Genomic DNA, 13,434 nt, shown 5'->3' on the forward strand with positions numbered 1-13,434 from the left:
CTGCCGCCCGCGCCGCCGCTGCCGGGCCCCGCGCCGCCGCTGCCAGGGCCAGGACCCGCGCCGCCCGGGCCGGTGCTACCCGGGCCCGTGCTGCCGATGCCGAGCGTGCCGGCGGAGCCGCCCGAGCCGAGCTCGCTGCCGTCGCTGCACGCGACGAACGAAAAAGGAAGGGTCAGGAATGCGAGAAGGAGGGGAGTGCTGCGCGACATGGGCCCAGAGTAGAGCCCGGCCGGCTCGGCGTCACCCGCCGTTCGTCGCGTGCGCCGCGGGCGCGTCGCTCGTGGCCCACGGGGCCTTCGGGAGGCCGTCGAGCGTCCAGGGCTCTTCAAAGCCCTTCCGCAGCACCTTCGCGAGCTGGCCGAGCTGCGCGCCGTCGATGAAGCGGTGATCCACCGTCGCGGTGATCGTCACGAGCGGCCGCGGGACGACCTTGCCCGCGACGACCGCAGGTTGCTCGCGCACCGCGCCGACGAGGATGAGCACCGGCACGCGCGCGAACGGGGTCGGCGGGGCATATCCCTCGTCCACGCCGAACGCGCCGACGTTCGTGATGACGCACGAGCCGAACGGGAACGGCTCGAGCCCGAACGCTGCGACCCCGAGCGAGCCCGTCAAAAACCCCGTCGTCCAGAGGACGGGCTTGAGCAGCCACGAGGGCAGGGCCCGCACGATGCCCTTGCTCTTCTCGAAATCGGCGTCCTTGCCGCCGCGGAGCTTGCCCGCGCCCTCGGCGAGCGCCTTCGCGATGTCGGCGACCGATTTCTCGTCGGCGCTCGGGATCTTCGTCTTCGCGAGGTCCCGCCCGTCCTCCAGCGCGACGAGGAACGTGACGTCCACGGTCTCGTGCGGCACGTACTTGCCGAGGACGATGCGGCCGTTGAGCCCCGGCGCGGCCTTCATGGCCATCGCCGCGGCCTTGCCGACGATGTGGCCGACCGTGACCTTCTCCCCGGTGGTCTTCCGAAGGTGCTCGACGTAGGCGACCGCCTCGCCCGCGTCCATGACCAGCTTGCCGTAGATGTTGCCCTCGCGCGGCGAGGACCATGTGGCAATGGCGAGCTTGCGCCTCGTCGAGTTCATGTCTTTCCCCCGGGGAATAGGGTCACGGTTCCTATTTTTCGATTACACCACGAAATCGAGCATCTGCACACGCGTCAAATGCTCGCTGAGCTTCTTCGCGTACTCGTCGATGAGCAGGTCGAGCTCGACGAGCACCGCGCCCTCGCTCGCCTGCCGCACCTTGCCGCTCACCGGGATCTCGCCGTTCGGAATCACCAGCACGAAGCTCACCTCGTCGCCGAGCTTCGCGTCGGGCAAGGAGACGAGCTCGAGGTACCGGTCCGACATGGCGCTCACGGGGATGAGCACGCCCGTGTCGAGGCGGACCGAGGTCGAGAGCGCGTAGGCCGGCGTGACCATGTAGTGCGCGCGGCGGTTGTGCTCGATGAGCGCGTCGAGCGTCTCGCAGACCGCGCGGCTGATCGGCGTCTCCTCGGCCTCGAGCACGCGGTCGCGCAGCTCCTTCATCGCCTTCTGCGTGCGGATGATGTTCGCGCGCATCTCGCCCTGTCGCATCGCATCGCGGTGGACCTTCTGCGCCACGATCTTGAGCAGGTTGTGATAAAACGGGAACGCGACGTCGCCGTGGTTCTCGAAGAACCGCATGAGCGCGACGACGCCGATGCGGTAGAGCTCGGACGCCTCGGTCGCGACCGCGCGTGTGTTGCGGTAGAGCCCGGTCAGCGCGCCGAGCTCGCCGATGGGCGCGAAGGGCGCGAGCCGGAAGCGGACTTCGCCCGCCTGCTCCAGGGCGATCTCGCCCGAGGCGAGGAGCCACAGGTGTTTCGGCTCGGTGCCGGCCTCGAAGAGCACGTCGCCGGGCGCGAGCGTGACACGCTCGAGGCCCTCGATGAGCTCGGCGAGGTGAGCCTCGGTGATGCCCTCGAAGAGGGGAATCGCGTGGAGATCGGCGGGTCGCATCGTCATGGCAGGGTCCTTGGCGCCGCGGACCCGAGGGGTTCGCCGCGGTGGGGGGGGCGAATCCTCGCACGAATCGTAGCGCCGCGCGAGATGCGTCAGCGAGCGCGGCGCGCGGAAAACCCGGCGCAGGAGCGGAGCGCGTCCTTGAGGCTGCGGAGCGTGCGCGTCTGCGCGAGGCTCACGTCGAGCCCGACCAGCGTCTCGGCGACCGAAGGCCGGATCCCGGTGATGATCCCCTCACAGCCGAGGAGGCGCACGGCAGAGGCCACGCGGACGAGGTGCTCGGCCGTGGTCGCGTCCACCTTCTCCACGCCCGTGAGATCGAGCAGCGCGAAGCGCGCCTTTCGCGTGGTGACGGCGTCCAGCAACGCCGCGAGCATCTGCTCGGCCCGCGCCGCGTCGAGCGTGCCGACGACGGGCACCGCGAGCACGTCCTGCCAGACCTCGATGATCGGCGTGCCGAGCTCTGCGATCGCTTGCTTCTGCGACTCGATGAGCTCGAGCTGCGCCCGGAGCTGCGCTTCGAACCGGAGCTGCTCGGTCGCGTCCTCGGTCGACGCGCACGCGCCGATGACGGCGCCGAACGGATCTCGCACCGGCGCGTACCGCATGCGGAGCTTTACGTCGCGCATGGGGCGCTCGACGACGTGCTCCTCTCCCCCGAGCGCGCGCCGCATGTCGGCGACGAGGTCGGGGCGGTCGCGGTAGACCTCGAACAAGTTCTTGCCCACGAGGTCGGTCGCGGTGCGCCCCATCTGCTTGCCGAGCGCCCCCTCGAAGAGGGTACACGTCCCTTGCTCGTCGATCGCCCAGATGCAGATCGGGAGGCGCTCGATGCACTCGGCGATGGCCTTGGATTTCTTCGAGAGGTGAAGGTCCCCGCCGAAGTTCACCGAGACCGACTGGAGCCCCTGCACGGCCCCGCTCGCGTCGACGAGCGGCGTGTACGTGTTCAGCCAGTGCGCCTTCTCGGTCACGTCCTCGTGGAAGAACGTCTCGCCGGCGAGCGTGCGCTTCACGATCGTGTGCACCGCCGAATCCGGCGGATAGATCTCGAACACGTTCAGCCCCACGGACTGCCCGGGCGCGAGGCCGAGGTGCGTGAGCCCCTTGCCGTCCGACAGGAGGATCTTGCCCTCCGCGTCGCACGACCAGAGGATCGCATCCATCCCGCGGAAACAGTCGAGGAGGATCCGCGCCTTGCGCGCTTCCGTCTCGTCGCGCGTCACCTCCGCCGCGGCCCACAAGGACCGCTCGTCCGCGCGCCAGAACGAGAGCCGCGCGCGGTCGCCTTCCCGCGAAAGGCGCACGTCGAGCGATTGCGTCGCCTCCGCGCCGAAGGCCGCGCGCCGCGCCTCCGCGAGCGCGGCGCGGTCCTGTTCGTGCACGCGCGCGTCGAGCGCGCCGCTGCCCACGCGAGCCTCCCACGCGGCGTTCGTCGCGAGCGTCTCGCCGGAGAGCGACACCCGCGCGAGGGGCGTCGGGCAGCCTCGAAGGAGCGTTTCCGCAGCGGGGACATCCATGCGCATCGAGCGTCCTCCTCCTCCGGGACGCACGGCGCCGCACCGCCCGCCGGCGCGATGCTCATGGCCCCCTCCACGAGCCATCGTGCCCGCCCTGCTCGGCCGCTCGCAACGAAAATAGTGCGCTTTTCGCGCCTACTTCCCCACGAAACGCGGCGGTCGCTTCTCCATGAACGACGCCATGGCCTCGCCGAGATCCTCGGACGCGAGGAACGCGGCATTCCAGGCCGCGACATAAGCGAGCCCATCGGCCACGGGCTTGCCCTCGCCGTGATCCAGCACCGCTTTGACGCCGCGCACCGTGAGCGGCGGGTTCGCCGCGATCTCCAGCGCGAGCTTGCGCGCCCCCGCGTGGAGCGCCGCCGCGTCGTCGAAGAGCTCGTTCACGAGGCCGATCGAGAGCGCCCGCTCGGCCGGGAGATCCTTGCCGGTGAACGCGAGCTCCCGCACGAGCCCTTGTCCGAGCAGCCGCGGCAGCCGCTGCAAGCTCCCGAGATCCGCCACGATCGCGATCTTCGTCTCGCGCACCGAGAAGTACGCGTCGCGCGTCGAGAGGCGGATGTCGCATGCCGCCACGAGGTCGAGCCCGCCGCCGATGCAAGGCCCCTGGATGGCCGCGATCACGGGCACGGGGCAAGCCGCGACGGCGTCGAAGGCGCGCTGGTAGCGCCGGATGAGCGCGAGCAGCTCCAGCCGCTCCGCCGCCCCCGCGCCCCCGAGGTGCGGGCCGAGATCGGCCATCGCCGCGCGCAGATCGAGCCCGAACGAAAACGCCTTCGCCGTCGACTGCACGACGACCGCGCGTAGCCCTTTTTCGGTCGCGAGCCGCCCGAACAGCGCCTCGAGCTCGGTGAAGAGCGCGGGCGGCATCGTGGGCCGGAGGAGCGTGACGGTCGCGATCGCTTCGGAAATCTCAAGAGAGACGAGCTCACTCATGCGGGCGAACCTAGAACATCGCGTCGCGGGGCAGAACGACCTTCTTGGAGATCACGGAGCGAGCCCCGTCCGGGCCGAACCACCGCCAGAATTTCGGCGTGCGCCTCCCACTTCACCGCGCTGCCCCGGACGTCGTATGCTCGGCCTCGATGGCCCAGGACGTCTTCGGGATCGCCGGCACGACGCAGGGCCCCTTCACCATCGAAGAGGCGGTGGCCGAAGGGGGGTTCGGCGTCGTCTACCGCGCGCTCCACGGAGCGTTCCGCGCCCCCGTCGCGCTGAAGTGCCTCAAGATCCCGACGATCCCGGAGGACCTGCGCGCCGGCTTCCTCGAACGATTCCGCGAGGAAGCCGAGATGCTCTTCCGGCTCTCGGCCACGATCCCGGAGGTCGTGCGGCCGCTGCATTACGACGTCATCACGCTGGACAGCGGCCTCATCGTCCCCTTCATCGCGCTCGAGTGGCTGGAGGGGCGCACGCTCTGGTCGCTCATCGAAGAGCGCGCCGCGAGCGGCCTCCCGCCGCTCGGCTACCTCGAAGCCGCGCGCCTGCTCACGCCCGTCGCCCGCGCCCTCGACATCGCCCACAACTTCCCCGGGTCCCAGGGCCCGATCTGCGTCGTCCACCGCGACATCAAACCCGCGAACATCTTCCTCGCCGAGGTCCACGGCGCCGAGTACGTGAAGATCCTCGACTTCGGCATCGCCCGCGCCCGCGACGCGGCCTCCGTGATGGCCGGCGAGATGACGCAGACCGACGCGGCCACGCCGCTCGCCTTCACGCCGCGGTACGGCGCGCCGGAGCAGTGGGCGCCGAAGCGGTTCGGCACGACCGGACCGTGGACCGACGTCTGGGGCCTCGCGCTCGCGTTCCTGGAGACCATCGCCGGCCGCGTGGTGATCGACGGCGACGCGGTGGCGATCATGGGGACCGTGCTCGACGAGAAACGAAGGCCCACGCCGCGCAACGAGGGCGTCGTGGTGCCCGACGCGCTCGAAGCCGTCTTCCGCCGCGCGCTCGCCGTCGATCCGCGCGAGCGCCCCGGGAGCGCCGGCGCGTTCTGGGACGAGGTGGAGCAAGCCATCGGCGTCGCGCCGCGCCTCTCCGCGCCCACGGCCCACAGGTCCGGGACGATGCGCGCGCCGGTGATCGAGGGGCAGGAGTCGCGCCGTGCTTCGGGCTCGATGCGCGCCGTCTCCGTGCCGCCCGCGAGCCTCGACGTCGCCTCCACGGTGCTCGCCGACGAGGGTGGGGCCCGCATCTCGCGGCAGCCCGAGCCGCCCGCGAACTCCAGCGGCGCGCGGGCTGCCGCTGCCGCCGCGATCGACGTCGACTGGGGGGCGAGCGGCCCGAACGCGGCGCCGCGCCGATCGAGCGCGTCGATGCCGGCCGTGCGCATCGATCCGCCGCCGTCGCAGCCGAGCTCGCGGCGCTCTTCGCCGTCGAACCCGCGCTTGTCGTCGGACCCGCGAGAGCCTCTGCCTAACGTCTCGCACGAGCCCGCGCCGGACGTCCGCAGCATGCTCGGCGGCCCTGTCGCGCTGGCCGGCGCGGGCGTGCTCATCCGCGTGCTCGACCAGATCGCTGGATGGCTCTGGCTCGGGGGCGAGCGCGTGGGGTTCGGGCCGCTCCGGTTGTCCTACGTCGCCGCCGTCCTCATCGGCGCCGGCGCGATCCTCGCGCTCGCGCGCCTGCTGCGACACTTGACCCGATAGGTGTCCTTGCCGCGAGGGTAGGTGTCCTTGCCGCGAGGACCGTTGTCCTTGCCGCGAGGGTCGTTGTCCTTGCCGCGAGGAGCGTTGTCCTTGCCGCGAGGACCGTTGTCCTTGCCGCGAGGACCGTTGTCCTTGCCGCGAGGGTAGGTGTCCTTGCCGCGAGGAGCGTTGTCCTTGCCGCGAGGGTCGTTGTCCTTGCCGCGAGGAGCGTTGTCCTTGCCGCGAGGGCCGTTGTCCTTGCCGCGGACGTCGTTGTCCTAAACGCTCCGGGCGATCGGCGCGAGCTTGCCCTTCACCACGCGCACGTAATCGGCCGGCGCGAGCAAGATCTGCAGCCCGCGCACGCCTGCCGACACGGACACCACGTCGTGCAGCTCGATCGTCTCGTCGACGACCACGAAAAACTCTTTTTTGCCGCCGATCGCCGTCACGCCGCCGCGCACGTAGCCCGTGAGCGGCTGCACCTCCTTCAGCGGCACCGTATCCACCTTGCGATCGCCCGTGGCCCGCGCGAGCGCCTTCAGATCGAGCTCCTCGTGGCCGGCGAGCACGGCCATGAGCACGCCCGTCCGATCACCCCGACAAACCAGGGTTTTCCAGACCTGCTCCACGGGCAAACCGATCTTGTCGGCCACCGTCCCGGCCCGCAAATCCTCGGGATCGACCTCGTACGCGCGGAGCTCGTAAGAAATGCCCAGCGTATCGAGCAGCCTCACCGCATTCGTCTTCATCTTATCTTGCGCTTTTCACGGCCTCGTCCCCCGACAGATCCCGGAACATATCGGTCGAGAAATAACGCTCCATCCGGTCGCAGAGCACCGTCGCGATGTCGTGCCCCGGCCCGAGCCTGCGCGCGAGCATCCGCGCGCCGGCCAGGTTGAGCCCGCTCGACGGGCCCACCGGGAACCCCTGCGACACGAGGTCGCGCGCCGCGCGAATGGCCTCCGCGTCCGGGACCGGCAGCGAGACCACGCCGCCCACGTCCTCCTCGTCGAGGATCTGCGAGAGCCCGTCCACCACGCCCGGGATCCCGCCGCAGATCTCCGGCTGCCCCTCGAAACACACGCCCCGCTCGGGCCGGGGCCTCCCGATGACCGCCTTTTGCCCCGATTCGAGGAGCGCCCGCGCGATCCCCATGAGCGTCCCGCCGGTCCCGACGCCCGCGACGAACCCGTGGATCGTGGTGCCGACCTGGGCGATGAGCTCGGGCCCCGTGGTCCGCTGGTGGGCGAGGGCATTCTGGGGATTCTCGAATTGCCGCGGCCAGAAGACCCGCTTGTCCTCTTCGGCCATGCGCCGGGTCTCGTCGATCGCGCCGAGCACGCCGAGGTGCCGCGGCGTGAGCACGACCTCGCCGCCATAACGACGGATGATGAGCAAGCGCTCGCCGCTCACGCCCTCGGGCATGACGGCGCGGAACCGCACGCCGATCATGGCGCAGGCCATGGCGAAGGAGATCGACGTCGAGCCGCTCGACGCCTCGACGACGATGCTGTCGTCCCGCAGCGCCCCGCGCTCGACCGCGCAGCCGAGGATGAAGCTCGCGATGCGGTCCTTCGTGGATCCGCTCGGGAGCATGTACTCGAGCTTGATCCAGAGGGTACACCCCGTCTCGTCGTCCCGGAGCGGGACCGTGGGCGTGCCTGCCGCGAGCCGCGCGAGCCAGGCCTTCATCGAGCGTCGGACCATGCGGCGCAGGCTAGCTCGATCAGCTACGCCCGTGCCAGTACGTCGGCCGTCGCTTGTGGGCCGCCAGGGCCAGGATGCGGACGTGGTCCTCGCGGGGCCTGTAAATGATTGCGTATGGAAATCGGCGGAGCCTCCACTGGCGGATGTCCTCTCGAACAGCCGTACCCGCCAGAGGTTTCTCCGAGAGGAGGCCGAGCACGCGCTCGACTTCGGCGAGGAACGCCTCGCCGAGGCCGGGGCGCTCCTGCGCGTAGTAGTACGCTGCTGCGTCGTTCAACTCGCGCTCCGCGAGCGCGTGAAAGATGACGGGGAACGTCACGCGAAGCGGGACCGCACGTCGCGGAGGACATCCTCGGCGGAGCGAGCCTTCGAGGGGTCGAAGTCCGCGTCGCGCCGCGCCGCCTCGTCGACCCAGACCTCCTGGTTCTCCTGCTCGGAGAGCGTTTCCAGGCTCTCGAGGAGCTTCTCGGCGAGGCGTGCCCGGTCTGCGGGGTCGAGCTTCAGCGCTTCGATCTCCAGCTCGGTCAGGTTCATGGCAAGACTCTACCCCCACGGACAGCCCGGGGGGAGCCCTGGCGGGCGCCGCCCCTCACCGCGGCTCCGTCAACTTGCTGTGCACGAGCACGTTCCGCCCCGACGCCTCGAACAGGATCGCGAGCCGCGTCGTCTTCGCGCCGAGCGCCTCCACGAGCTTCGCCCGTTCTTTCTCGTCCTTGCAGGCCGCGAGCCGCTCGCGCAGCGCCGCGATGTCCCGCAGGAGCTCCACCTCCTCCGGCGCGCTCCCCGCGATGCGCTGGATCCGCGCCGCCATGCGGTCCTCCTCGGGCAAACCGGCGAGGTCGTCCGCGGGCATCGGCTTGCCCTTGCCCGGCAGGTCCTCGAACGAACCCCGCGCCTCCGCCTCCCGGATGCGCGCCTCCACGAGCACATGAAAATCCCTCGAACGCACGCCTCGTCTCCTTGCTCGGCCGCCCGCCGATCACGTCGTGGGGGCGCTCGCCGGCGCGTCAAGCCATGACGTTACGGCATACGCGTAACAGAGCACCCATTTCGACGCCGGGCCATTCCCCGTGAGCCGTTCCGGACATGCCCGCCGAGCGAGCCGAAGCGACCACCTCCGAAGCGGCTGGTCAGCGTCCGCGATCCATGTATGCTCCGCCGCGATGCGCACCAGCGCTGCGGACGCTCCTCGTCCATCGCCCGGCAGGCGGCTCGGGCCGCGTTGCCTCGTCCGGCTCGCTTGCTCGTTCGGCGCGCTCGTCGCCGTCGTCTGCGCGAGCGCGGCGGCCTCGGCCGAGCCTCCCGCCCCCGCGCCTGCGCCCGAGCCCACCCCGAGCCGCGGGAACCTGCGCCAGGCGAAGAATTTCGTCGGCCTCGGGCCGCTCTTCGGCATCACGGGTCACACCGACGACGCCGTCGCCGGCGCCCTCGGCTTCGAGCTCTCGTACGTGCGATATCCCGTCGAGGCGTTCGCCTTTGGCCTCGGCGCGTTCGCGCAGGCGCAGTCCGTCGGGTTCACGCATGGCCGCTGGGCGTTCGGCCCCCAGATCAACTTCATGATGTTCGGCGCCGAGATCGGCGCGTACCTCGAAGAAGGCTACGGCAAGCGCGCCACCACCATCGGCCTCCACGCCTCGCCTTTCGTCTCCATTGGCTTCTTCTCCGCGGCCCTCCGGATCGGCGTCCCCGTCAGCGCCTTCTCCGAGGGGACTCCGTACGGCCTGGATCTCGGGCTCATCTGCGCCATCAAGGCGCCCATCCCCCTCGACGGCCAGCTCTTCGGGCTCGCATTTCATTGATGATCGACGATATCGCCGACGAACAGGACGAACAGGAAGACCACGAGCCCAAGGCCCCCGAGCAGGCTCCTTTTTCGGAGGATGACCTCCGCGTCGCCCTCGACGTGCTCGAAGCCGTGGTCCGGGACCGGGCCGTCCTCGCGCACGTCCCGCGCGAGGCGCGCGTGCGGCTGCTCGAAGCGGCGGGCCGGGTCTCGCGGCCCGATCGCGCCGAGCAACGCCGCCTCGCGAAGGCGCTTCGTCGAAAGGATCGCCTCGCCGTGAAGGCCGAGGACGCGGCGCTGCTCGACGCGACCGGCATTCGCGCCGGTCGCCGCGCCCCCGTCTTCCAGACGCCACCGAGCATCGGCGTCTTGCCCGGCCCCACGGAGACCCCGCCGCCCGCCGAGCTCAGCGACGCACGCAAGTGTTACGTCTGCAAAGCCGAGTTCCGGAAGGTCCATTTCTTCTACGATCAGCTCTGCCCACCCTGCGCCGAGCTCAATCATCAGAAACGCACGCAGACGGCCGACCTCCGCGGCCGCGTCGCGCTCGTGACCGGCGCGCGCGTGAAGATCGGTTATCAGGCCGCGATTCTCCTCCTCCGCGCCGGCGCGCGTGTCGTCGTCACGACGCGTTTCCCCCATGACGCCGCGCTCCGTTATGCCCGCGAGAGCGATTACGAGGCCTGGGCCGACCGGCTCGAGATTCACGGCCTCGACCTGCGCCTCACGCCGAGCGTCGAGCGGTTCGCGCGCTTCCTCGAAGGCCACCTGCCGCGGCTCGATTTCATCATCCACAATGCCTGCCAGACCGTCCGCAGGCCTCCGGGCTTCTACGAGCACCTCCTCGACGTCGAGCTCGAATCCCCCGATCGATTGCCCCCCGAGGCGGCGCGCCTCGTCGCGAGCCACGAGGCCGAGCGCGCCACGCAGCGGGCGTTTGCCCGGGTAAACGATTCTGCCCTCGCCCCGCGCCCAGGCTCGCTCGCGCTCTTCGAGGATCCCGCCGCGCTCTCCCAGATCCCGCTCACGGCCGAGGATCACGCGCTGCGCGGCCGGGTGGACCTCTTCCCCCGCGGCGCGCTCGATGCCGATCTCCAGCAGATCGATCTGCGCGACAAGAACAGCTGGCGCCTCGCGCTCGCGGAGGTGCCCACGATCGAGCTCCTCGAAGTGCACCTCGTCAATGCCATCGCTCCGTTCGTGCTGAGCAGCAAGCTGAAGGGCCTCATGACGCGGCACCCCTCGCGCGACAAACACATCGTCAACGTCTCGGCGATGGAGGGGCAATTCTACCGCGAGCACAAGACCGACAAACACCCGCACACGAACATGGCCAAGGCGGCGCTGAACATGCTCACGCGCACCTCGGCGCAGGATTACGTGAAGGACGGCATCCACATCAACAGCGTGGATACGGGCTGGGTGACGGACGAGGATCCCGCGGAGATCGCGGCCCGCAAGCAATCGATCCACGGATTCCACCCGCCGCTCGACATCGTCGACGGCGCGGCCCGGATCGTCGACCCGATCTTCGAGGGGTTCGCCACCGGAACCCACGCATTCGGACAGTTCTTCAAGGACTACAAGCCAACGCCCTGGTAATCGCGCCTGCCCGTGGATCCGCGGCGGGCGGCGAGGCGCGTCAAAGCCGCGCTGCTCGGATCGCGTGGCGGAGCGCGGCGCGGAGCGTGCCGAACGTCCTCACCGCGAGCGGCACGTCGAGCTCCACGAGCGTGCGCGCCATGCCCGGCCCGAGGCCCGAGACCAGGCATTCGCTGCCGATGAGGCCGGTCGCGCGGATCATGTCCCCGAGGTGCGAGGCGATCGACGCGTCCATCGTCGAGGCGCCCGTCAAATCCAGAATGGTGAATCGCGCGCTGCTCCGCACGATCGCTTCGAGCAGGCTCTCCGTCATTCGGGCCGCGCGCGCGGCGTCGATCCCGCCGACGACGGGCATCGCGAGCACGCCGTCCCACAGATCGAGGACCGGCGCCGAGAGCTGCTCGATGGTGGCGGCCTGCTCACGCTCGCGCTCGCGCATCGCCGCCTCCTCTTTCACGCGCTCGGTCACGTCGCTCACGAGCGAGGCGACGCCCACGATCTCGCCGTCCTCATCGACGAGCGACGTATTCGTCCATTCGCACGTGATGAGCCGGCCGTCCTTGGTGATGTTCTGATTGCGGGCGCGCACGGGCCCCTTGGCCTGCTTGATTTGCTCCCAGATGTCGGCCACGTAGGGGCGGATCTCCGGGGGCACCATGAGGTCCTGGCCGTGATGGCCCGTCGCCTGCTCGCGCGACCAACCGAAGATCGACTCCGCCGCCGGGTTCCAGTCGACGACGCGGAAATCGATGTCCCACTCGATCATGCCGAGCGGCGCTTGATGAAAATGGAGCGCGAGCCGCTGCTGCGAGCGGTAGAGCGCCTCGCGAACGCGCTTTTGCCCCGTGATGTCGATACCGACGCCGTAGAAATACTTGAACGCGCCGTCGTCGTCGTAGACCGACCGGCCATGCCACTCGACGAGCAGCTCCCGGCCGCTCCGGGTGAGGACCCGGTTTTCATTGTACGTCGTGCCGCGCGACGACACGAGATCCCCGAAGATCCTCCGGAGCATGTCGTGATCGCGCACCGGGACGAACATCGTCGCGTAATCCTGGCCGATGACCTCGTCGCGGGTATACCCGAGCGCGCCGAGCATCGTGCCATTCATGTACATCGTGCGGCCGCTGGCATCGATTCCGACCACGAATGTCGGCGAGGTATCCAGGATCTCGTTCGCAAGCACAGGTTCCGCGAGGTCCGGCATGGTGTTCGCGCCGCTCGCGTTTCGCGAGCACAGGCGGCGATGGCACGTTACCCGAGTGCCCGGAGCCTCGCAAGGCTCGTCGCCGGCCCCGCGACACGACATTCGTATCGCGGCACGCGTAAATTCATTGACGCTCCGATTCGGATCGTCGCTTGGATTGGTACTCCCGGCCGCTTGCTTGTATTCTTGCCGTTCGTTACGTGATGTCGTCGAGCCCGCCCGGCATCGCGTAGGGCCACGTGCTCGCGGGGGCGCCGCCGTCGACCTCCAGGATCTTCCCCGTGATCCACGACGACGCCGGCGAGGCCAGGAAAAGGACCGACGCCGCGATGTCCTCCGGCGTGGCGAGGCGGCCCATGGGCGTCTTCGCCGTCATCTTCTCGAGCAGGTCGCCGGCCCCGACGAATGCTTCGAGCGCGTCCGTCATCGTCGCGCCCACGGCCAGCGCGTTGACGCGCACCCGCGGCGCCCATTCGTGGGCGAGCAGGCGCGTCATGTGGTTCAGCGCGGCCTTCGCGGTCCCGTAGGCGACGAAGCCCGTGTCCACGCAGTGGCTCATCGCGGACGAGATGTTCACGATCGCCCCGCGCGTCCGCGCGAGGTGCGGCGCGGCGCTCCGGGAGAGGTGCAGCGCCGCGACGACGTTGAATTGGTACGCCTCCATCATTTCCTCGTCTGTCAGCGCGACCGCGATCCTCGGCGGATACCCGCCCGCGTTGTTGACGAGCACGTCGAGCCTGCCGAACTCCTCGAGCGTGCGCGCGAGCAGCCGGTCGAGATCCGCGCCGACGGTCACGTCCGTCGGCACCACGAGCGCGCGCCGCCCTCGCGCGCGGACCTCCTTCGCCGCCTCCTCCAGCACGTCCGCGCGGCGCGCGGCGAGCACCACGTCCGCCCCCGCCTCGGCCAGCGCGATCGCCGAGCTGCGACCGATCCCGCGGCTCGCGCCCGTGACGATCGCGACCTTGTCGTTCATCCGGAAAACATCGAGGATCATGG

15 protein-coding genes are annotated in these 13,434 nt (G+C 70.0%); 3 read left to right on the forward strand and 12 right to left on the reverse strand.

The genetic code is table 11. The annotated features are described in order from the left end of the window. The 5 genes from QHF85_RS40905 to QHF85_RS40925 all read right to left on the reverse strand — a co-directional run. Nucleotides 1-209: hypothetical protein (locus QHF85_RS40905; RefSeq protein WP_281332868.1), on the reverse strand; the 209-nt coding region annotated here is incomplete at its 3' end. A 31-nt stretch (nt 210-240) separates the two neighbouring features. After that, nucleotides 241-1,080, reverse strand: a complete 840-nt coding sequence (locus QHF85_RS40910; protein ID WP_281332869.1) for a 2-oxo acid dehydrogenase subunit E2 — start codon at nt 1,078-1,080, stop codon at nt 241-243. A 42-nt stretch (nt 1,081-1,122) separates the two neighbouring features. Continuing rightward, nucleotides 1,123-1,986 (reverse strand): cyclic nucleotide-binding domain-containing protein, encoded by an 864-nt coding sequence (locus QHF85_RS40915; RefSeq protein WP_281332870.1) that lies wholly within the window; start codon nt 1,984-1,986, stop codon nt 1,123-1,125. 89 nt (nt 1,987-2,075) lie between these two features. Further along, a complete protein-coding gene (locus QHF85_RS40920) occupies nt 2,076-3,509 on the reverse strand; it encodes a PAS domain-containing protein (protein WP_281332871.1) in 1,434 nt (477 codons plus the stop codon). Nucleotides 3,510-3,638: 129 nt separating this feature from the next. Further along, nucleotides 3,639-4,439 (reverse strand): crotonase/enoyl-CoA hydratase family protein, encoded by an 801-nt coding sequence (locus QHF85_RS40925; protein ID WP_281332872.1) that lies wholly within the window; start codon nt 4,437-4,439, stop codon nt 3,639-3,641. A gap of 149 nt (nt 4,440-4,588) precedes the next feature. Between QHF85_RS40925 and QHF85_RS40930 the strand changes: the two genes are divergently transcribed. Further along, on the forward strand, nt 4,589-6,154 hold the full coding sequence (locus tag QHF85_RS40930; RefSeq protein ID WP_281332873.1) for a serine/threonine-protein kinase: 1,566 nt from the start codon (nt 4,589-4,591) through the stop codon (nt 6,152-6,154). A gap of 257 nt (nt 6,155-6,411) precedes the next feature. On the opposite strand, the gene ybaK is transcribed toward QHF85_RS40930, so the two are convergent. The 5 genes from ybaK to QHF85_RS40955 are packed head-to-tail and all read right to left on the reverse strand — an operon-like array spanning nt 6,412 to nt 8,792. Beyond that, nucleotides 6,412-6,885 carry a Cys-tRNA(Pro) deacylase gene (gene ybaK / locus QHF85_RS40935; RefSeq protein WP_281332874.1) on the reverse strand — a complete coding sequence of 158 codons (474 nt, stop codon included), beginning with the start codon at nt 6,883-6,885 and terminating at the stop codon, nt 6,412-6,414. Nucleotide 6,886: 1 nt separating this feature from the next. Then, nucleotides 6,887-7,843, reverse strand: a complete 957-nt coding sequence (locus QHF85_RS40940) for a cysteine synthase family protein (protein ID WP_281332875.1) — start codon at nt 7,841-7,843, stop codon at nt 6,887-6,889. Between the two features lie 19 nt (nt 7,844-7,862). Further along, on the reverse strand, nt 7,863-8,162 hold the full coding sequence (locus tag QHF85_RS40945; protein WP_281332876.1) for a type II toxin-antitoxin system RelE/ParE family toxin: 300 nt from the start codon (nt 8,160-8,162) through the stop codon (nt 7,863-7,865). Then, entirely contained in the window at nt 8,159-8,377 is a 219-nt protein-coding gene (locus QHF85_RS40950; RefSeq protein WP_281332877.1) for an addiction module protein, read from the reverse strand. The genes QHF85_RS40945 and QHF85_RS40950 overlap by 4 nt, the downstream gene beginning before the upstream one ends. A 55-nt stretch (nt 8,378-8,432) precedes the next feature. Beyond that, nucleotides 8,433-8,792: a DUF1992 domain-containing protein gene (locus QHF85_RS40955; RefSeq protein WP_281332878.1), complete on the reverse strand. Its 360-nt coding sequence runs from the start codon at nt 8,790-8,792 to the stop codon at nt 8,433-8,435. 214 nt (nt 8,793-9,006) lie between these two features. On the opposite strand from QHF85_RS40955, the gene QHF85_RS40960 reads away from it, so the two are divergent. Next, complete coding sequence (locus QHF85_RS40960; RefSeq protein WP_281332879.1) at nt 9,007-9,642, forward strand: hypothetical protein; 636 nt, start codon at nt 9,007-9,009, stop codon at nt 9,640-9,642. After that, the gene (locus QHF85_RS40965; protein WP_281332880.1) at nt 9,642-11,228 is read left to right on the forward strand and encodes an SDR family oxidoreductase; all 1,587 of its coding nucleotides are present in this window, start codon (nt 9,642-9,644) and stop codon (nt 11,226-11,228) included. Before QHF85_RS40960 ends, QHF85_RS40965 begins: the two co-directional genes overlap by 1 nt. Nucleotides 11,229-11,268: 40 nt before the next feature. On the opposite strand, the gene QHF85_RS40970 is transcribed toward QHF85_RS40965, so the two are convergent. After that, complete coding sequence (locus QHF85_RS40970; RefSeq protein WP_281332881.1) at nt 11,269-12,435, reverse strand: PAS domain S-box protein; 1,167 nt, start codon at nt 12,433-12,435, stop codon at nt 11,269-11,271. Nucleotides 12,436-12,631: 196 nt separating this feature from the next. Continuing rightward, nucleotides 12,632-13,432 (reverse strand): glucose 1-dehydrogenase, encoded by an 801-nt coding sequence (locus QHF85_RS40975; protein WP_281332882.1) that lies wholly within the window; start codon nt 13,430-13,432, stop codon nt 12,632-12,634. Between the last annotated feature and the right edge of the window lie 2 nt (nt 13,433-13,434).

Origin of the sequence: Polyangium sp. 6x1 (genome assembly GCF_029946515.1) — a bacterium.
Lineage (GTDB): Bacteria > Myxococcota_A > Polyangia > Polyangiales > Polyangiaceae > Polyangium.